General features: G+C 73.2%; 19 protein-coding genes and 1 tRNA gene. 11 read left to right on the top strand and 9 right to left on the bottom strand.

Going from position 1 to position 17904, the window contains the following annotated elements:
* Positions 1 to 78 precede the first annotated feature (78 nt).
* From ACIHEI_RS21675 to ACIHEI_RS21650, 6 genes are all read left to right on the top strand, one after another.
* The gene (locus tag ACIHEI_RS21675) at positions 79 to 390 is read left to right on the top strand and encodes a YbaB/EbfC family nucleoid-associated protein (RefSeq protein WP_380487984.1); all 312 of its coding nucleotides are present in this window, start codon (positions 79 to 81) and stop codon (positions 388 to 390) included.
* Between the two features lie 161 nt (positions 391 to 551).
* Positions 552 to 1151 (top strand): recombination mediator RecR, encoded by a 600-nt coding sequence (gene recR, locus ACIHEI_RS21670; RefSeq protein WP_387640690.1) that lies wholly within the window; start codon positions 552 to 554, stop codon positions 1149 to 1151.
* Positions 1144 to 1923, top strand: coding sequence for a DUF5063 domain-containing protein (locus ACIHEI_RS21665; protein ID WP_396607737.1), 780 nt, complete (start codon positions 1144 to 1146; stop codon positions 1921 to 1923). Before recR ends, ACIHEI_RS21665 begins: the two co-directional genes overlap by 8 nt.
* Positions 1924 to 2160: 237 nt before the next feature.
* Positions 2161 to 3441: an aspartate kinase gene (locus ACIHEI_RS21660; protein ID WP_387639223.1), complete on the top strand. Its 1281-nt coding sequence runs from the start codon at positions 2161 to 2163 to the stop codon at positions 3439 to 3441.
* A 273-nt stretch (positions 3442 to 3714) separates the two neighbouring features.
* Positions 3715 to 4242 carry a SigE family RNA polymerase sigma factor gene (locus ACIHEI_RS21655; protein WP_387640688.1) on the top strand — a complete coding sequence of 176 codons (528 nt, stop codon included), beginning with the start codon at positions 3715 to 3717 and terminating at the stop codon, positions 4240 to 4242.
* On the top strand, positions 4235 to 5260 hold the full coding sequence (locus ACIHEI_RS21650; RefSeq protein ID WP_396607736.1) for a hypothetical protein: 1026 nt from the start codon (positions 4235 to 4237) through the stop codon (positions 5258 to 5260). Before ACIHEI_RS21655 ends, ACIHEI_RS21650 begins: the two co-directional genes overlap by 8 nt.
* 8 nt (positions 5261 to 5268) lie before the next feature.
* Here the strand turns inward: ACIHEI_RS21650 and ACIHEI_RS21645 are convergent, their stop codons facing one another.
* Positions 5269 to 6027 carry an SDR family oxidoreductase gene (locus ACIHEI_RS21645; RefSeq protein WP_396607735.1) on the bottom strand — a complete coding sequence of 253 codons (759 nt, stop codon included), beginning with the start codon at positions 6025 to 6027 and terminating at the stop codon, positions 5269 to 5271.
* Positions 6028 to 6161: 134 nt separating this feature from the next.
* Here ACIHEI_RS21645 and ACIHEI_RS21640 point away from each other — a divergent pair, with 134 nt between their 5' ends.
* Positions 6162 to 6974, top strand: coding sequence for a helix-turn-helix transcriptional regulator (locus tag ACIHEI_RS21640; RefSeq protein WP_396607734.1), 813 nt, complete (start codon positions 6162 to 6164; stop codon positions 6972 to 6974).
* 10 nt (positions 6975 to 6984) lie between these two features.
* On the opposite strand, the gene ACIHEI_RS21635 is transcribed toward ACIHEI_RS21640, so the two are convergent.
* Positions 6985 to 7572: a hypothetical protein gene (locus tag ACIHEI_RS21635; protein ID WP_387860729.1), complete on the bottom strand. Its 588-nt coding sequence runs from the start codon at positions 7570 to 7572 to the stop codon at positions 6985 to 6987.
* A gap of 142 nt (positions 7573 to 7714) precedes the next feature.
* On the opposite strand from ACIHEI_RS21635, the gene ACIHEI_RS21630 reads away from it, so the two are divergent.
* Together ACIHEI_RS21630 and ACIHEI_RS21625 are read left to right on the top strand one after the other, a co-directional pair.
* Positions 7715 to 9538 (top strand): prolyl oligopeptidase family serine peptidase, encoded by a 1824-nt coding sequence (locus ACIHEI_RS21630; RefSeq protein ID WP_396607733.1) that lies wholly within the window; start codon positions 7715 to 7717, stop codon positions 9536 to 9538.
* A 36-nt stretch (positions 9539 to 9574) separates the two neighbouring features.
* Positions 9575 to 10186, top strand: coding sequence for a hypothetical protein (locus ACIHEI_RS21625; protein WP_396607732.1), 612 nt, complete (start codon positions 9575 to 9577; stop codon positions 10184 to 10186).
* 19 nt (positions 10187 to 10205) lie between these two features.
* Here the strand turns inward: ACIHEI_RS21625 and ACIHEI_RS21620 are convergent, their stop codons facing one another.
* Complete coding sequence (locus tag ACIHEI_RS21620; RefSeq protein WP_396607731.1) at positions 10206 to 10988, bottom strand: SURF1 family protein; 783 nt, start codon at positions 10986 to 10988, stop codon at positions 10206 to 10208.
* Positions 10989 to 11058: 70 nt separating this feature from the next.
* Here ACIHEI_RS21620 and ACIHEI_RS21615 point away from each other — a divergent pair, with 70 nt between their 5' ends.
* Positions 11059 to 11577, top strand: coding sequence for a GNAT family N-acetyltransferase (locus ACIHEI_RS21615; RefSeq protein WP_387639203.1), 519 nt, complete (start codon positions 11059 to 11061; stop codon positions 11575 to 11577).
* A gap of 16 nt (positions 11578 to 11593) precedes the next feature.
* On the opposite strand, the gene ACIHEI_RS21610 is transcribed toward ACIHEI_RS21615, so the two are convergent.
* Positions 11594 to 11965: a YybH family protein gene (locus ACIHEI_RS21610; protein ID WP_387639200.1), complete on the bottom strand. Its 372-nt coding sequence runs from the start codon at positions 11963 to 11965 to the stop codon at positions 11594 to 11596.
* A 90-nt stretch (positions 11966 to 12055) separates the two neighbouring features.
* On the opposite strand from ACIHEI_RS21610, the gene ACIHEI_RS21605 reads away from it, so the two are divergent.
* Positions 12056 to 12928 carry a LysR family transcriptional regulator gene (locus tag ACIHEI_RS21605; RefSeq protein ID WP_396607730.1) on the top strand — a complete coding sequence of 291 codons (873 nt, stop codon included), beginning with the start codon at positions 12056 to 12058 and terminating at the stop codon, positions 12926 to 12928.
* Positions 12929 to 12951: 23 nt separating this feature from the next.
* On the opposite strand, the gene ACIHEI_RS21600 is transcribed toward ACIHEI_RS21605, so the two are convergent.
* The 5 genes from ACIHEI_RS21600 to ACIHEI_RS21580 all read right to left on the bottom strand — a co-directional run bounded on the left by ACIHEI_RS21600 (position 12952) and on the right by ACIHEI_RS21580 (position 17876).
* Positions 12952 to 14067 carry an aminopeptidase P family protein gene (locus ACIHEI_RS21600; RefSeq protein ID WP_396607729.1) on the bottom strand — a complete coding sequence of 372 codons (1116 nt, stop codon included), beginning with the start codon at positions 14065 to 14067 and terminating at the stop codon, positions 12952 to 12954.
* A gap of 20 nt (positions 14068 to 14087) precedes the next feature.
* Entirely contained in the window at positions 14088 to 15437 is a 1350-nt protein-coding gene (locus tag ACIHEI_RS21595; RefSeq protein WP_387639192.1) for a dipeptidase, read from the bottom strand.
* Between the two features lie 72 nt (positions 15438 to 15509).
* Positions 15510 to 16703 (bottom strand): hypothetical protein, encoded by a 1194-nt coding sequence (locus ACIHEI_RS21590; RefSeq protein WP_396607728.1) that lies wholly within the window; start codon positions 16701 to 16703, stop codon positions 15510 to 15512.
* Between the two features lie 66 nt (positions 16704 to 16769).
* Positions 16770 to 16843, bottom strand: a tRNA-Pro gene (locus ACIHEI_RS21585).
* Between the two features lie 88 nt (positions 16844 to 16931).
* Positions 16932 to 17876, bottom strand: a complete 945-nt coding sequence (locus tag ACIHEI_RS21580) for a metallophosphoesterase (RefSeq protein WP_396607727.1) — start codon at positions 17874 to 17876, stop codon at positions 16932 to 16934.
* Between the last annotated feature and the right edge of the window lie 28 nt (positions 17877 to 17904).

Below are 17904 nucleotides of genomic sequence, written 5' to 3'. Positions count from 1 at the left end.
CCCGCGGTGGTTCGCGTCGGCCAGCGTGAGTGCCGATGGATCGAGGAGAGTGCCGTGTTCCCTGGTGGCCAGCCGAACATGCAGCAGTTGCTGAAGCAGGCGCAGAAGATGCAGGAGGAGCTCGGCCGGGCTCAGAAGGAGCTCGCCGAGACCGTGGTCCGCGGCTCCGCGGGCGGCGGTCTGGTGGAGGTGACGGTGACGGGCGCCGGCGAGCTGACGTCGGTGACCATCTCCCCGGAGGCGGTCGACCCGGAGGACACCGAGACCCTGGGCGACCTGGTGCTGGCCGCGGTGCGGGACGCCAACGCGGCGGCGCAGAAGCTCCAGGCGGAGCGGATGGGCCCGTTGACCCAGGGCCTGGGCGGCGGCATCCCGGGCCTCCCGTTCTGAACCACACGCAGCACCGTGCAGCGCTGAGCGGTTACTGAAACGCTCGCTGCCAGTGAGTTGTGTGATTTATGAGCCAGTAGGGCGTCGGGCGGTGTGTCCGGCGCCCGATTCGTTGGATGATGGCACCGGAGTGCGAACCCCGGTCGAAGGAAGGCGTGGCGGTGTACGAGGGCGTGGTGCAGGACCTGATCGACGAGCTGGGCAGGCTGCCCGGAGTCGGTCCGAAGAGCGCCCAGCGGATCGCCTTCCACATCCTGCAGGCCGATCCGACGGACGTGCGGCGGCTGGCGTTCGCGCTGCAGCAGGTGAAGGAGAAGGTGCGGTTCTGCGCGGTCTGCGGCAACGTCGCGGAGTCCGAGCAGTGCCGGGTCTGCCTGGATCCGCGTCGCGACCTCGCGGTGATCTGCGTGGTGGAGGAACCCAAGGACGTGGTGGCGATCGAGCGGACGCGTGAGTTCCGCGGCCGCTACCACGTGCTGGGCGGGGCGATCAGCCCGATCGAGGGGGTCGGTCCGGACGATCTGCGGATCCGCGAACTGATGACCCGGCTCGCGGACGGCACGGTCACCGAGCTGATCCTGGCCACCGACCCCAATCTGGAGGGGGAGGCGACCGCGACCTACCTGGCCCGGCTGTGCAAGCCGATGGGCCTCAAGGTCACCCGGCTGGCGAGCGGACTGCCCGTCGGCGGGGACTTGGAGTACGCCGACGAGGTCACCCTCGGCCGGGCGTTCGAAGGGAGACGACTGCTCGATGTCTGACCGAACCGACACCGCTCACCGAACCGACACCGCACACCGCGACACCGCGCTCCGCGACACTGCCGCCACGCGCCAGGACGCCACGCGCCAGGACGCCGCGCGCCACGACGCCGCCGACCGTCCCCACCCGTCGGACCCGGCCGCGCTGCTGGGCCGGACCGAGGCCCCGGACGACTTCGCGGTGCAGATCGCGGATTCGGTGGAGAGTTTCGTGCTGGCCGTCACCGAGGTCGCCAAGGGCGACGAGCCGGGCAGCGCGATCTCGCTGCTGCTGCTGGAGGTGTCGCAGCTGCTGCTGGCGGGCGGCCGGCTGGGCGCGATCGAGGACGTGCTGCCGGATGACCGCTTCGAGCCGGACGCCGGCCCGGAGCCGGACGGGGTGGAGCTGCGCGAGCGTCTCGCCGAGCTGCTGGCGCCGATCGACGTCTACCACGAGGTGTTCGACCCGTACGGCCCGCCGGAGAAGCCGAGCGCGTTCAGGATCTCGGACGACCTGGCCGGGGTGGTCAGCGAGCTGAGCCACGGCCTGACGCACTACCGCGAGGGCCGGGTGTCGGAGGCGCTGTGGTGGTGGCAGTTCTCGTACCTGTCCAACTGGGGTTCGACCTGCACGGCGGTGCTGCGGGCGCTGCAGTCGCTGATCGCGCACGTGCGGCTGGACTCGCCGCTGGGCGCGGTGCCGGACGGGGCGGACACTGACGACGACGGGTTGACGGACGAGCAGCTGGAGCAGCAGGCGGGCGACCTGATGGCGGCCGAGCTCGGGCTCTAGGCCGGAGCCCGGGGGAGTGTGACGCATCCGTCACCCGCGCGCCGGAGGCGAAGATTCCGGTACCGGGGGCGGTGTGCGGGCGCCGATTCTTCGGGGTGGGCCGCCGGAGCCCGCAGACCTGACGGTCCCCGGTGATCAGATTTCGATATTCACATCTCACGATGTGGAAGACGTCGGTCGCAACATCCCTGCTCGTTAGACTGACGGTGACCCAACACCCCAAGTCGAGGAGCCCCCGTGGGCCTTGTCGTGCAGAAGTACGGCGGCTCATCCGTCGCTGATGCCGAAGGCATCAAGCGCGTCGCCCGCCGAATCGTGGACACCCGGAAGGCCGGCCATGAGGTCGTCGTCGTGGTCTCCGCGATGGGTGACACCACGGACGAGCTCATCGAACTCGCGGAACAGGTGACGCCTATTCCGTCCGGCCGTGAGTTCGACATGCTGCTGACCGCCGGAGAGCGCATCTCCATGGCGCTGCTGGCGATGGCGATCAAGACGCTGGGCTTCGATGCCCAGTCGTTCACCGGCAGCCAGGCCGGTGTGATCACCGATTCGACGCACAACAAGGCGCGGATCATCGACGTGACGCCGGGCCGGATCCGCAACGCCCTGGACGAGGGCAACGTCGCGATCGTGGCCGGCTTCCAGGGCGTTTCGCAGGTCTCCAAGGACATCACCACGCTGGGCCGCGGCGGCTCCGACACCACCGCGGTGGCGCTGGCGGCCGCGCTGGGCGCCGAGGTCTGCGAGATCTACACCGACGTGGACGGCGTGTTCACCGCCGACCCGCGGGTGGTCAAGAAGGCCCGCAAGATCGACTGGATCGCCTTCGAGGACATGCTGGAACTGGCCTCGTCCGGTTCCAAGGTGCTGCTCGACCGCTGTGTGGAGTACGCGCGGCGCTACAACATCCCCATTCACGTACGATCGTCGTTCTCCGGTCTGCCGGGGACCATCGTCAGTGGCACCAACCCGAACCAGCCCGAAGGGGGCGAGATGGAGCAGGCCATCATCTCCGGAGTCGCCCACGACACGTCGGAGGCCAAGGTCACCGTCGTCGGCGTGCCGGACAAGCCGGGCGAGGCGGCCCGGATCTTCCGCGCCATCGCGGACGCCGAGGTCAACATCGACATGGTGGTGCAGAACGTCTCCGCCGCCGCCACCGGCCTGACCGACATCTCCTTCACCCTGCCCAGCACCGAGGGCCAGAAGGCCATCGACGCGCTGAGCCGGGTCAAGGCGGGCATCGGCTACGAGTCGCTGCGGTACGACGACGCGATCGGCAAGATCTCGCTGGTCGGCGCCGGCATGCGCTCCAACCCGGGCGTCACCGCGACCTTCTTCGAGGCGTTGTCCGAGGCGGGCGTGAACATCGAGCTGATCTCCACCTCGGAGATCCGGATCTCGGTGGTCACCCGCGCCGAGGACGTGCCGGAGGCGGTCCGCGCCGTGCACACCGCCTTCGGGCTGGACAGCTCCGGCGACGAGGCGGTCGTCTACGGCGGCACCGGCCGCTGAGGCCTATCTAGCAAGATTGCCCGCACCTGAGGTCCGCGCACAGCGCAGAGGTTGTGTGCGGGACGGGTGAAGCGGACCCTGACCGTCCGCCGGGTCTGCCAGAATCCCCCTTCGGAGCGATGTGTTCCGGAGGGGGATTCCTCTCTGCGGAAAAACTCCCCCGGCGCGGGGCAACCAGGACAGGGGATCGGGTGTCCAACCAGCGTGACGAACGTGACAGGGGCGGTGGTGGCGATCACCCTGCCCGGGGCGGCCCGGCGGGCCGGTAGTCGGATGGGCTTTGCTGCGGCGGCAGCGGACGCGACCGGGGCCAGCGTCGACCAGCTCACCGACACCTACCGGGCCCACTACCGTTCCCTGCTGCGGCTTGCCGCACTGCTGCTGGACGACCTCTCCTCCTGCGAGGACGTCGTGCAGGAGGCGTTCATCCGGGTGCACGCCGCCCGGCGCCGGGTCCGCGATCCCGAGAAGACCCTCGCGTACCTGCGGCAGACCGTGGTCAACCTCTCCCGCTCCACACTGCGGCGCCGACTGCTCGGCCTGCGCCTCCTGCCCAAGCCCATGCCTGACATGGCCAGTGCAGAAGAGGGGGCATACGATGCGCTGGAGCGCGACGCACTGAAGGCCGCGCTACGGGGGTTGCAACGCCGTCAGCGGGAGGTGCTGGTGCTGCGCTACTACGCGGACCTGACGGAGGCACAGGTCGCGGAGGTGCTCGGCATCTCCATCGGCTCGGTCAAGGCCTACGGGTCGCGCGGACTGGCTGCCCTGCGGGTGCGGCTGGGGTCCGCCGATGACTGACCCGCACCGGCCCGGCCCGCAGCACGAACTGAGCGAGGAGCAGCTCCGCGACCGGCTGCACCGCGCCGTCGCCGGTGTCCAGCCCGAACCCGGGGCGCTGCCCCGGCTGCGCACCGCCGTCCCCCGCCGCCGGGCCGCCCGGCGGCGCGCCTGGGGCGGCGCCGCGGTGCTGGCCGCCGCCGTCGTCGGACTGCCCGTGGTGCACGCCGCCCAGCCGTTCCACCTGTCCGGCGACCCCACCGGCGGCCAGGCCGCGCCCGGTGCCACCGCCACCCCGGACGCCTCGGTGGCCGCCCCCGGCCACCCGCACAACCCCGCCGGCGCGACCGCCGCCGGGCCCGACGGCGCCGGCCCCGAGACCTCCGCCGACCCGAGCGCCGACAGCAGCCCGGGCGGGTCGCCCGTCGCCGTGCCGCTGTGCACCGGCACCGACCTCGGCCGGGGCGAGGTCCAGAAGGCCGCCGCCGCCACGGCCGACGGCCGGATCTACGGCTGGTTCCAACTCACCAACACCGCCGGGCACCCGTGCCGGATCACCGGCCCGGGCGCCGTCACCATCGACCCCGGCACCCTCGGCGTCCGCCTGCTCGCCCACACCGTCGGCGACCCGGCCGAGGCACTGCCCGACCCGGCCGGGCTGCCCCGCGAACTGCTGCTCACGCCCGGCGGCTCCTACCTGGTCCGGTTCGCCTGGGTGCCCACCGGCTGCCCCACCACCTCGCCCTCCCCGGTGGACCCGCAGCCCAGCCCCACCCCCAGCGGCGGCGCAATGCCCGGCACCGACACCCCGGCCGGCAGCACCCCCGCGGCCAACCCCAGCCCCACGGGCGCGTACGCCCCCGCCGGCCACCAGTCGCCGCGCGACACCTTCCGGCTCGGCTACACCCCCGACCCGGCCACCGGCTTCGCCGCCACCACGGCCCTGCCCACCGGCTGCGGCGGCACCGTCTACCACTCGGCCCCCGAACCGGCCCCCACCACCGGCGTCCCGGCCCCCTCGCCGAGCGCCGGCGCCTGACCGCCCGCTCAGGCCTGCCGGGTCGGCAGCACCACCACGTGCCGCAGGTTGACGTGCCGCGGCCGGCCGACGACGTACCCGACCAGGTCGGCGACATCGGCGGGGGAGAGCGCGCCGATCGCCTCGAACATGGCGCCGAGCTGCCCGTCCGGCCCGAGCGCCGGGTTGTCGATGTGACTGCCCAGCTCGGTGTCCGTCAGCCCGGGCTCGACGGCGGTGACGCGCACGTCGCGCGGGCCGTACTCGGAGCGCAGGGCGGCCGACAGCTGGGTGACGGCGGCCTTGGTGGCGCCGTACACCGCGTAGTTCGGGAAGACCACGTGGGCGCCGATCGAGGAGACGTTCACCAGGTCGGCGGTGGCGCCGGCGGCCGCGGCGGCCACCAGGTCCGGGCCGAACGCGCCGACCACCCGGAGCACCCCCGTCAGGTTGGTGTCGATCATCCGGGTCCATTCGTCGATCCGGACGTCGTCCACCGGGTTGGGCAGCATCACGCCGGCCGCGTTCACCACCAGGTCGACCCGCCCGAAGGCGGCGTGCGTCAGCTGCCGGGCCGCATCCACCGAGGCCTGGTCGGTGACGTCGGCGGGCACCGCCAGCGCGTTCGGGCCGAGCTCGGCGGCCAGCCGCTCCAGGCGGTCCTCGCGGCGGGCCAGCAGCGCCACCCGGGCGCCGTCCGCGACCAGCTGCCGGGCGACGGCCTCGCCGATGCCGCTGGCGGCGCCGGTGACGACGGCGGTCCGGCCGTCGAGGATCTGGTGTGCCATGGAAGTCACGCTCCTGTTCGAGTCTGCTGCGGTGACGGCCACGAGTCTCGGCGCGGACCGCCGGCGGACCCAGGGCTGTGCTTTTCCTGGGTCTGCGAGAACCACCCTCGTGACACCGGCCGTATCGTCGGGGCATGAGCGAACTGGGGGAGTTCCTGCGCCTGCGCCGGGCCCGGATCCGGCCCTCCGACGTCGGACTGCCGGAGTTCGGGCGGCGGCGCCGGGTGCCGGGGCTGCGCCGCGAGGAGGTCGCGCAGCTCGCCGGGGTGAGCGTCGACTACTACGTGCGGCTGGAACAGGGCCGCGGCGACGGCGTGTCCGCGGAGGTGCTGGACGCGGTCGCCCGGGTGCTGCGCCTGGACCGCACCGAACGGCAGCACCTGCACGACCTGGCCCGGCCGCCGCGCGAGCCCGCCCGGCCCGGCCCGCGGCAGCTGCGGGCCGGCCTGCGGCTGGTGCTGGACGCGCTGGACGCGCCCGCGTTCGCGCTCGGCCGGTGCCTGGACGTGGTGGCCTGGAACGCCCTGGGCGACGCGGTGATGGGGTTCTCCGACATGCCGCCCGGGCAGCGCAACGTGGCCCGGCACGCGTTCCTGTCGGCGGCCGGACGCCGGCTCTACCCCGAGTTCGAACGGGTCGCCGCCGAGACCGCGGCGTTCCTGCGGGTGGACGCGGCCCGGCACCCGGACGACCCGGAGCTGGCGGCTCTGCTCGCCGACCTCGCCGCCGACCCGCTGTTCGCCGAACTGTGGGCCCGGCACGGCGTCCGGGAGAAGAGCCACGGCCGCAAGCTGCTGCTGCACCCGCGGGTGGGCGAGCTGGACCTCGGCTACGAGACGCTCACCCCGCCCGGCGAGCCCGGACTGCAGCTGGTCGTCTACACCGCGGAGCCCGGCTCGCCCACCGCGGAGCGGCTCGCGCTGCTGGCGGACGCCGCCCGGATCTGAGGCCGGCTGCTCAGATGCCCAGCGACTCGGCGCGCGCCTCGGCGCGGCGCAGCAGGGCGTGCACCTCGGCCTGGCGGCGGCCCGGGCGGTCGTTCCAGGCGTCGGGGGAGGCGGCCGGGCGGCCGGTGGCGTGCAGCACCTCCATGACCTGGTTGCGTGCCCGCCGCACCGTGTACGCGGTGCCGTAGCCGTGCGCGAGGACGGCGGTCTGCGCGCCGAGCAGGCAGACCCGGCCGGCGGCGTCCCACATCGCGCCCTGGATCCAGCCGGCCTCGGCGAGGTAGTGGGAGGTCAGCCGCAGGTGCCCGGCGACGGTGACCGGTACCGGGCGGGCGGGGCGGCGGACCAGCCGGTCCAGCACGGTGCGGCGGGGCAGTGGGTAGCCGAAGTTCCACGGCCGGTGGACGGAGCCGTACAGCCCGCCGTCGCAGCCGGGCTCCACCGGCGGCAGTGCGGGCAGCGGCAGCAGGGGCAGCCGGTCGGGGGCGGGGAGTCCGGCCAGGTACTGCTCGATCTCCTCGACCAGGCCCAGGTGCTGGGCGAGGACGGGCAGGTCGAGTCGGTCGAGCCGGTCGAAGGACGGCGCTGAAGCGGGCATGGTACAACTCCTCCGGTCGTTATGTCGTATTTGTACCTCTTCCGCTGATCGTCCATCAGGAGCCGCACCGCAGCCGTTTCGTGTCCCCACCGTTCGCTGTCCGCCGTTCCGATCAACGCCCGGAATCGGGTTGGATGAGGGTATGAACGAGCAGACGAACGTCGTGCCGGCGTGGGAGCAGCGGTTCCGGGCAGCGCGGGTCTCGCTGCCCGACTGGGCGGACGAAGCACCCGATCGGGCGCTGTACGTGTCCAACGCGACCGGCACCTACGAGGTGTACGCGTGGGACCGCGCCACCGACGAGCACCGCCGGGTCACCGACCGTCCGCACGGCACCACGGACGCCGAACTCAGCCCGGACGGCGAGTGGATCTGGTGGTTCGACGACACCGACGGCGACGAGTTCGGCGTCTGGCGCCGCCAGCCGTTCGCCGGCGGCCCCGACCAGGAGGCCGTGCCCGGCGTCCCCGCCGCCTACGAGGCGGGCCTGGCGTTCGGCCGTGACGGCACCGTGGTGGTCGGAACCTCCACCGACGACGAGGGCACCACCCTGTACCTGCGCCGCCCCGGCGCCGCCGAGCCCACGGTGGTCTACCACCACGCCGAGTACGGCGGCGTCGGCGACCTCTCCCACGACAGCACCCTGCTGGCCGTCGACCACACCGAGCACGGTGACGCCATGCACGGCGCGATCCGGGTGCTGCGGCTGGCCGACGGCGTCACCGTCGCCCAGCTCGACGAGGTCACCGGCCGCGCCGAGCCGCGCGGCGTGTCCTGCCTGGGCTTCGCGCCCGCCGCCGGCGATACCCGGCTGCTGGTCGCCCACCAGCGCACCGGGCGCTGGGAGCCGATGCTGTGGGACGTCGCCACCGGTGCCGAGACCGAGCTGGCGCTGCGCGACGAGCAGGGCCGCCCGTTCCCCGGCGACCTGTCCGCGCAGTGGCGGCCCGACGCCCGCTCGCTGCTCATCGAGCACGAGTACGAGGCCCGCTCCGAGCTGTTCTCCTACCAGTTGGAGACCGGCGAGCTGACCAGGCTGGACACCCCGCGCGGCACCGTCGCCGGGGCCACCGCCCGCCCCGACGGCACGGTCGAGTTCCTGTGGTCCTCGGCCGCCGAGCCGTCCGCGGTGCGTTCCACCGCGGGCACCGTGGTGCTGCGCGCGCCCGGCCCGGTGCCGCCCGGCTCGGTGCCGGTCGAGGACGTCTGGGTGGACGGCCCCGGCGGCCGGGTGCACGCCCTGGTGCAGCGGCCCACCGGCGAGGGCCCGTTCCCGACGGTGTTCGAGGTGCACGGCGGCCCCACCCACCACGACAGCGACTCCTTCGCGGCCGGCCCTGCCGCCTGGCTCGACCACGGCTTCGCGGTGGTCCGGGTCAACTACCGCGGCTCCACCGGCTACGGGCAGGCCTGGACCGACGCGCTCACCGAACGCGTCGGCCTGATCGAGCTGGAGGACATCGGCGCGGTCCGCGACTGGGCGGTCACCTCCGGCCTGGCCGACCCGGACCGGCTGGTGCTGTCCGGCGGCTCCTGGGGCGGCTACCTGACCCTGCTCGGCCTCGGCACCCAGCCCGACCGGTGGACGCTCGGCCTGGCCGCCGTCCCGGTCGCCGACTACCTCACCGCGTACGCGGACGAGATGGAGGCGCTGAAGTCGCTGGACCGCACGCTGTTCGGCGGCACCCCCGAGGAGGTCCCCGAGCGCTGGCACGCCTCCTCGCCGCTGTCGTACGTCGAGCAGGTCAAGGCCCCGGTCTACATCAGCGCCGGCGTCAACGACCCGCGCTGCCCGATCCGGCAGATCGACAACTACGTCCAGCGGCTGGAGGAGCTCGGCAAGGTCCACGAGGTGTACCGCTACGATGCCGGGCACGGTTCGCTGGTCGTCGACGAGCGGATCAAGCAGCTTCGCTTGGAGATCGACTTCGTCCGGCGACACCTGGCCCCCGGCACCGTCCGATGACCAGGTAGACCCGGTCGACAGGGGGGACTACAACCGATGGGTGGACGCGCCGCGCTGGCCGCCGCCGCGGTCGGCGCGATCGTGCTGACCCTGGCCGGCTGCTCGAACAACCAGAAGTACGACTGCGTGGAGGCCGCCGCCCCCGCGAAGGCCGACACCGGCATCGACCTGCAGGTCCTTGCCAAGGGCAAGAACGGGAGCCGCGGCTCCAAGGGCTCCAGCGGGTCCAGCGGGTCCGGCGGGTCCAGCGGTTCGAAGGGGTCGGGCGGGTCCAGCGGCGGCAAGAACGGGTCCGGCACCTCGCCGTACACGGGGGGCGGCGGCACCAGGGTGGTGCACCACTACCACCACCGGCCGGGCTCCAGCCGCAGCGACGACTACGTCGACGAGTGCGGCAACCCGTCGCCCCCGGCGGGCTTCGGCGGCTTCGGCACCGACTGCCCGAGCCCGAACGCGCTGCCCGCCGTGAGCTCCGCCGGCGGCTCGCCCTCGGCGGTGCAGAGCGGGTCCGCCGCGCCGAGCGCCGCCGCCCCGCCGGTGCCCTGCCCGAGCGGGTCGCCGACCGGCAGCGCCTCGGCCTCGCCGTCCGCGCTCCCGTCGCCCTCGGCCCCGGCGTCGCCCAGCGCGTCGCGGTCCGGGACGCGCTGAACCAGCAGGCGGGCGGAGGTCAGTCCAGGGCCGGGTCCAGTCCGAGGGCTCGGTCCTGGGCGGCCTCCGCCTCGCGGCGGACCAGCCGGAACCACATGAAGACCACGAACCCGGCGAAGACGAACCACTCCAAGGTGTAGCCCAGGTTCTGGAACGCCCGCAGGCTCAGCCCGTCGCCGCCCTGCGGCTGCACCGTCGGCACCGAGGTCAGCCCCGCCGGAATGTCGTCCGCCGCCACCCAGCCGTCGTACAGCGGGTACGGCAGCACGTTCACCAGCGTCGCCGGACTGATCGTGCCCAGCTGCCCGGCGGGCAGACCGCCCGCCACCGCGCCGCCGCTGCCGCTGTTCTCCGGGGCCTGCAGCCGGCCCGTCACGCTGACCTGCCCGGACGGCACCTCCGGCGCCTCGCCCGGGGAGCCCGCCGCCCAGCCGCGCACCACCGGCACCGCCCGGCCGCCGTCGGTGAGCAGCGGGGTGAGCACGTAGTAGCCGGTCCGGCCGTCCACCGTGCGGTTCGGCACCAGCAGCTGGTGCGCGGCGTCGTAGGAGCCGGTGACGCTCACCGTCCGGCCCAGGGTGTCGGTGCCGACCTTCGACGCGGCCTCCGGCAGCACCTCCGCCAGCGGACTCGCCTGCGCCTGGGAGGCCGTGGCGGCCGCCTTGTCGATCTCCTTGTGCGTCGAAACCCGGTCCTCGAACCGGCCCAACTGCCAGGAGCCGAGCATCAGACAGACCCCGATCGCCGCCACCGCGACGACCGAGCCGATGAGCCACCGCGGGCTGAACAGGAACCGGTACACCCCACCACGGTAACCATTCCTGACACCGGCCCCGACCGCCGGGTGCCGCCGCACCCGTAGGGTGGCCACCGTGATCAGCCCACTGAGCGCCGACGAGCTTCCCGCCCACTGCGACGCCCTCGCCGATCTGCTGCTGGACGCCGTCGACGACGGCGCCTCGGTCGGCTTCCTGGCCGGCACCCCCCGCGACGAGGCCGCCGCCTGGTGGCGGACCCTGCACCCGTCCGTCGCGGACGGCACCCGGCTGCTGTGGACGGCGACCGGCCCCGACGGCCGCCTGCTGGGCACCGTGGCACTGGTCCGCGAGAACCGGCCGAACGGCCGCCACCGCGCCGAGGTCTCCAAGCTGCTGGTGCACCGCGACGCCCGCGGCGCGGGCCTCGGCCGGCGGCTGCTGGCCACCGCCGAGCAGGCCGCCCGCGACGGCGGCGCCACCCTGCTGCTGCTCGACACCCAGACCGGCAGCGCCGCCGAACACCTCTACCGCAGCGCCGGCTGGACGGCATTCGGCACCGTCCCAGGCCACGCCGCGACCCCGGACGGCGTCCTCGCCGACACCACGTACTACTACAAGCAGCTCACCGGCTGAACCGGCTTCTGCCTGTTCAGGCGCCGGCGCCGGGCCGGAGGAACTCGGGCTGGTCGAGCAGCCGCAGCCAGCTGCCGTCCGGCTGCTGGCGCACCACCTGGGCGCGCGCCCCGCTGCCGTCCTTCGGCGGGGTGGCGGTCAGCGCGATGCCGTCCGCGGCCAGCGTCGGCAGCGGCGGCTCCGGGGTGAACTGCGGGCGGTGCGTCAGCACCCGCTCCCACAGCACCCGGATCGCCTCCCGGCCGACCGTGAACTGCCCCGGCGGGTAGGCCACCACGGCGTGCTCCTCGTACAGCGCGGCGACCCCGGCGGCGTCGCCCGCGTTGGAGCGCTCCACGAACAGCCGGGTCAGGTCCTCGGGGCGCATCGCCTTCTCGTACTCGCTCATCACGGCCTCCTCGTCGTCGTGCCTCCAGCCTCCCGTCCGCCTGATCAGAAGTCCAACAGCTGGTTCTGATCAGAACTAGAATCCGTGGTCATGGAACTGAGGCAGCTCGAGTACTTCCTCGCCGTCGCCGAGGAGCGCAACTTCACCCGCGCCGCCGAGCGGGTGCACATCAGCCAGTCCGGGGTCAGCGCCCAGATCCGGCAGCTGGAACGCGAACTCGGCGCCGAACTCTTCGACCGCTCCGCCCGCACCGTCACCCTCACCGTGGCCGGCAAGGCCGCCCTCGAACACGCCCGGCAGGCGCTCGCCGCCGCCCGTGCCGTCGGCCAGGCGGTCGGCGAGGTCAGCGACCTGATCCGCGGCAGCCTCACCGTCGGCATGGTGGCCGGCTGCACCCTCACCCCACTCTTCGACGGCCTGGCCGCCTTCCACCGAGCCCACCCCGGCGTCGAACTCGCCCTGCTGGAAGGCGACTCCGACCACCTCACCGAAGCCGTTCGGGCCGGCACCCTCGACCTCGCACTGATCGGCTGCGCCGGCACCACCCCCGACGGCCTGGACGCGCACACCCTGATCAGCGAACCCCTGGTCGCCGCCGTCCCACCCGGCCACCCACTGGCCGGGCCCGGCAGCACACTCGCCGAACTGCTCACCCACCCGCTGATCTGCCTGCCGCCCGGCACCGGCGTCCGCACCGTCCTCGACCGCGACTGCGCCGCCGCCGGACTCATCCCGCGGATCGCCCTGCAGGCCTCCGCCGCCTCCGCGATCGCCGACCTCGCCGCCCGCGGCCTCGGCGTCGCCGTGCTCAGCCGCTCCATGGCCGAGGCGTTCCCCGCCCTGGTGCCGGTTCCCGTCACCGACCTCACCACCCCGGGCCTGCTCGCCCTGGTCTCCCGCCCCGGCCCCGCCCCGGCGCTGCGCGCACTGCTGGCCGAGCTGCGCCGGGCGTTCAGCCGCTGAAACCGAACGCCCGGCGGGGGCGGTCAGTTCACGAACGCCAGCTCGTGCGGCGTCCCGTTGAACCGCAGGCCGCCGGTCTCCGTCACCGTCACGATGTCCTCGATCCGGACACCGAACCGGCCCGGCAGGTAGACGCCCGGCTCGATCGAGAAACACATCCCCGGCACCAGCGGCCGGGTCTCGCCCTCGATCATGTACGGCGGCTCGTGCGTGGTCAGCCCGATGCCGTGCCCGGTGCGGTGGATGAAGTACTCGCCGTACCCGCCCTCGGTGATCACCGCCCGGGCCACCCGGTCGATCTCCTGGCAGGTCACCCCGGGCGCCACCGCGTCGAACGCGGCCTGCTGGGCCCGCCGCACCAGGTCGTGCACCTGCTGCACCTCCGCGGGCGGCTCGATGCCGACGAACACCGTGCGGGTGGTGTCCGAGCCGTAGCCGTCCTTCAGCCCGCCGAAGTCCAGCACCACGGTGTCCCCGCGCTCGATAACCCGGTCCCCGGCCTCGTGGTGCGGATTCGCCCCGTTCGGGCCGGAACCCACCACCGTGAAGTCCACCTGGCTGTGCCCGTGCTCGAGCAGCAGCGCCGCCAGGTCGGAGGCCACCTCGCGCTCGGTGCGGCCGGCGAACGGCACGCCCAGGATCGCCCCGTACACCAGGTCCGCCGCCGCGCCCGCCGCCGCCAGCCGGGCCAGCTCGTCCGGCTCCTTCACCGCCCGCAGCATCGGCAGCACCGCCGTCAGCGAGGCGTACGAGGTACCCGGCAGCGCCTCCTGGAACCCCAGCAGGTGCATCGCCCAGGCGTTGTCGGAGATCCCGTACCGGCCGGCCCGGTCCATGTGCGGCGCCAGCACCGCGAACGGGTCCTCGCCGTCGATCCAGTCGGCCATCCGGACGGCCTCCGCACCCGCCGCCCGCTCCGCGTCCGGACGCTCCAGCCTCGGCACCAGCAGCACCGGCTCGGCACCCGGCGCGACCAGCAGCGCCGTCAACCGCTCGGTGTTCACCGGGAGGTACCCCGTCAGGTACGTCAGGTCCGGGCCGGGCGTGACGACCAGCCCCGCCAGGCCCGCATCGGCGGCGGCCGTCGCGGCACGGGCCATCCGGGCCTGGAAATCGGCCGTGGTGAACGGCTCGGGCATCAGGATCCCCTCCCTCGGGGTCAGCGGCCGACGGCCGCGTAGTGACGCAGGAACAGCGCCTCGACCAGGGCCATGTGCTCGATCTCGCCCGGGTCGACGCTCTCATTGGGCGCGTGGATGAGCGAACGCGGCTCCTCCACACCCATCAGGATGATCTCCGACTCCGGGTAGTGCGCGGCAAGAGCGCTGCACAGCGGAATCGAACCGCCCTGCCCGAGGAACGACAGCGGCCGGCCGTACGCCTCCCGCGCCGCCCGGTCCAGCGCCCCGTAAGCCTTCCCGTCCGTCGCCGCCCGGAACGGCGAACCCTTCGACTCCGGCTCCACCGACACCCGCGCACCCCACGGCGCGGCCTTCACCAGATGCGCCGTCAACGCCTGCTGCGCCACCTCCGGATCCATCCCCGGCGGCACCCGCAGACTCACCCGCGCCCGCGCCTCGGAAGGCACCGCCGACGCCGAACCCACCACCGGCGGACAGTCGATGCCCAGCACCGTCACCGCCGGACGGGCCCACAGCCGGTCCGCGACCGTCCCCGACCCCATCAGCGCGACCCCGTCCAGCACCCCCGCGTCCGACCGGAACTGCTGCTCGTCGAACCCCATGCCCTCCCAGCTGCCGTCCGCCGGAAGGCCCTCCACCCGCGTCCCGCCGTCGGCGTCGCGCAACGAGTCCAGCATCCGGATCAGCGCCGCCAGGGCGTCCGGGGCCGGACCGCCGAACATCCCCGAATGCAGATCCGACTCCAGCGTCCGCACCGACACCACCACGTTCGCCATCCCGCGCAACGAGACGGTCGCCGTCGGCACCCCCACCGCCGCGTTGCCGGTGTCGCAGATCAGCAGCGCATCGGCGTGCAACTCGTCCGGATGCTGCGCCAGATACTCCTCCAGACCGCCCGTCCCCTGCTCCTCCGACCCCTCCACCACCAGCTTCAACCCCACCGGCAACTCGTCCCCGAGCGCCCGCAACGCGGTCAGGTGCATCACCACATTGCCCTTGCAGTCCGCCGCCCCGCGCCCGTACCAGCGCCCGTCCCGCTCCGTCAGCTCGAACGGCGGCGACACCCACGCCTCGTCGTCCAACGGCGGCTGCACGTCGTAATGGCAGTACAACAGCACCGTCGGAGCCCCCGGCGGCGGCGGACGGTGCCCCAGCACCGCGAAACTCCCGTCCGGCGTCTCCACCAGCCGCACGTCCCGCAGCCCCACCCCCGCGAACGCCGCGGCCACCCACTCCGCGGCCTCCCGGCACCGCTCCGGCGGCTGCTGCCGCGGATCCGCCACCGAAGGAATCGCCACCAGCTCCGCCAGATCCCCCCGGGCCCGCCCCATCAAACCGGCAACCCGCTCGGCCAACTCGCCCACCACGCACGTCCCTTCTCCGCAGCAACCGGCACAACCCCACCGATCATGCCCCGTCACTCGCCGCCTCGCGCGTGCTCAGGACGCCGTGCCGCCCAGGATGCGCACCCACCACTCCAACTTCTCGACCTCGTCCCGCCGGTACACCCGCGCCCGCAGACCCCGGTACGCGGCGACCAGCCGCTCGGCCGTCAACCTGGTCAGCACGGGCACCCGCTGGTCGAGGATCCGGTCCCACTCCGGCGCCGACGGATCCGCCGGATCGCGGTGCAACGCGCCGAGCGGCAACTCGCGGGCCACCGCCCACACCACCAGATCCGGCGCATCCGCCAACAGATGCCAATGATTCGCCGACCGCTCGCCGAACAACCCCTCCAACTCCCGCAGGATCGCCCGCCGGAACGTGATCGCGATCCGCACCCCGGTCGCCTCCGTGTGCGGGCCGAACAACGCCCGGAACTTCGGCCCCGACGGATCCCGCCAGATCTCCTCCCGGCCCTCCGGCGTCAGCGTCTGGAACGCCAGCGCCGGCTCACCCCCCGCCAGGAAGAACGCCAGCGCGGTGGTCGCCTCGTCCACCCCGTACCCCTCCCGGCTGGGCCCCCGCCGCTCACCGCGCCGCAACCGGAACGGAATCCCGTCCCGCTCGAACTGCCCCACCAGCCTGCGCATCACCGGCTGACGCAGCAGCAGATCCTGTGCGGCCGTCGGATTGTGATGCCGGTGCGCCTCGTCATGGGCCACCCGGGCGAGAGCGCGCGCCGCACCACTGACGATCCGGACATCCAGCACAGCCCGGTCCAGATGCTCCACCGACAACTCGCCCGCACCCCGTGCCAGCAGCCCCAGCGTCTGGAACCCGTCGATGCACTCGATCCCCGACAGCTCCACACTGCAACCACCCCAGTCCGGCTCCGCCCGCCACAACCGCTCGTCCACCCCGAGCACCACCCGCCCGACGATCCCGAACAGCTCCGGACACTCCCGCAACAGATGCGCCCGCGCCGCATTCTGCGGACTCGCCAACAACTCCCGCCGAGCCCCCAACCGCTCAGCCGCATCCACCGCCCCACCCAGCCCCGCCAACTGCCCCGCCGGCACCCGCAGATCCCACTGCTCGTCATCCACCCGCTGCATGTACCCCGGCCGCAACCAGTACCCCGACCAGAACACCGGAACGCTCGTCGGCCCCGGCCCACCAGGGAACGCCTGTGTCATCGCAAACGCACTCATGCCATCACAACGGCCCGACCCGACACAGGTGACGCCCAAACCCCCAGAGCCCCACAACGAGTGAGGGCCGCACCGGATTTCTCCGATACGGCCCTCACTGCTCGGTCGGGGTAGCGGGATTTGAACCCACGGCCTCTTCGTCCCGAACGAAGCGCGCTACCAAGCTGCGCTATACCCCGGTCCTGCCTTGTTGCTTTCCGTCTCCGGTGCAACGAGTAGAACTCTACAGGAGGTGGGGCCAGACACGAAATCCGGTTTAGTGGCTGGTCAGCGTGGGGCGGGGGTGAGGGTGAGGAGGGTGGCCTCGGGGGGGCAGGCGAAGCGGACGGGGGTGTAGCGGTTGGTGCCGCAGCCGGCGGAGACGTGGAGGTGGGCGCGGTGGCCGGCGGCGGTGTGGGTGGAGAGGCCCTTGACGCGGTCGGTGTCGAGGTCGCAGTTGGTGACGAGGGCGCCGTAGAAGGGGATGCAGAGCTGGCCGCCGTGGGTGTGGCCGGCCAGGATCAGGGGGTAGCCGTCGGCGGTGAAGGCGTCGAGGGTGCGGAGGTAGGGGGCGTGGACGACGGCGAGGGAGAGGTCGGCGTCGGGGGAGGGGCCGCCGGCCACCGTGGCGTAGTCGTCCTGGCGGATGTGCGGGTCGTCGAGGCCGGTGAACTCGATGTCGAGGCCGGCGATGTCGAGGCGGCCGCGGGCGTTGTTGAGGTCGAGCCAGCCGGCCCGGTCGAAGCCGTCGCGGAGCTTCTGCCAGGGGTTGTGGACGGCGCCGGAGATACCGCGGCGGCCGGTGCCGTCGGGGTTGTTGAGGCCGTGGATGCCGCTGCGCAGGGCCTTGAGGTAGCGGGTGGGGGACTTGCGGGCGGGGCCGTAGTAGTCGTTGGAGCCGAAGACGTAGACGCCGGGGAAGTCCATCAGCGGGCCGAGCGCGTCGAGCGTGGCGGGGACGCCGAGCGGGTCGGAGAGGTTGTCGCCGGTGTTGACGACCAGGTCGGGGCGGAGCCCGGCGAGGCTCTGCAGCCAGCGCTGCTTCTTGGTCTGTCCGGTGACCATGTGGATGTCGGAGACCTGGAGGATCCGGATCGGCCGGGCGCCGGCGGGCAGGATCGGTACCTCGACGCGGCGTAGGCGGAACGAGCGGACCTCGTACCCGGCGGCGTAGACGAGACAGGCGGCGCCGGTGGCGGCGACACCGAGCGGGACGGAGTACAGCGGTCGCATCGGTCCATGGTCGCAGACTGTTCGAAAA

Origin of the sequence: Kitasatospora sp. NPDC051984 (assembly GCF_044593455.1) — a bacterium.
Taxonomy (GTDB): Bacteria; Actinomycetota; Actinomycetes; order Streptomycetales; family Streptomycetaceae; genus Kitasatospora.
The sequence above is the reverse complement of the archived record's forward strand: the minus strand, read 5'-3'. Positions and strand labels throughout refer to the sequence as shown.

What these genes read in the sequence shown, in the direction of transcription:
- ACIHEI_RS21600 (WP_396607729.1), bottom strand. Translation starts at nt 14,067, where the DNA reads ATGCCCGAGCCGTTCACCACGGCCGATTTCCAGGCCCGGATGGCCCGT.
- ACIHEI_RS21625 (WP_396607732.1), top strand. Translation starts at nt 9,575, where the DNA reads ATGGGTGGACGCGCCGCGCTGGCCGCCGCCGCGGTCGGCGCGATCGTG.
- ACIHEI_RS21645 (WP_396607735.1), bottom strand. Translation starts at nt 6,027, where the DNA reads ATGGCACACCAGATCCTCGACGGCCGGACCGCCGTCGTCACCGGCGCC.
- ACIHEI_RS21605 (WP_396607730.1), top strand. Translation starts at nt 12,056, where the DNA reads ATGGAACTGAGGCAGCTCGAGTACTTCCTCGCCGTCGCCGAGGAGCGC.
- ACIHEI_RS21635 (WP_387860729.1), bottom strand. Translation starts at nt 7,572, where the DNA reads ATGCCCGCTTCAGCGCCGTCCTTCGACCGGCTCGACCGACTCGACCTG.
- ACIHEI_RS21610 (WP_387639200.1), bottom strand. Translation starts at nt 11,965, where the DNA reads ATGAGCGAGTACGAGAAGGCGATGCGCCCCGAGGACCTGACCCGGCTG.
- ACIHEI_RS21675 (WP_380487984.1), top strand. Translation starts at nt 79, where the DNA reads ATGCAGCAGTTGCTGAAGCAGGCGCAGAAGATGCAGGAGGAGCTCGGC.
- ACIHEI_RS21630 (WP_396607733.1), top strand. Translation starts at nt 7,715, where the DNA reads ATGAACGAGCAGACGAACGTCGTGCCGGCGTGGGAGCAGCGGTTCCGG.
- ACIHEI_RS21640 (WP_396607734.1), top strand. Translation starts at nt 6,162, where the DNA reads ATGAGCGAACTGGGGGAGTTCCTGCGCCTGCGCCGGGCCCGGATCCGG.
- ACIHEI_RS21665 (WP_396607737.1), top strand. Translation starts at nt 1,144, where the DNA reads ATGTCTGACCGAACCGACACCGCTCACCGAACCGACACCGCACACCGC.
- ACIHEI_RS21650 (WP_396607736.1), top strand. Translation starts at nt 4,235, where the DNA reads ATGACTGACCCGCACCGGCCCGGCCCGCAGCACGAACTGAGCGAGGAG.
- ACIHEI_RS21655 (WP_387640688.1), top strand. Translation starts at nt 3,715, where the DNA reads ATGGGCTTTGCTGCGGCGGCAGCGGACGCGACCGGGGCCAGCGTCGAC.
- ACIHEI_RS21580 (WP_396607727.1), bottom strand. Translation starts at nt 17,876, where the DNA reads ATGCGACCGCTGTACTCCGTCCCGCTCGGTGTCGCCGCCACCGGCGCC.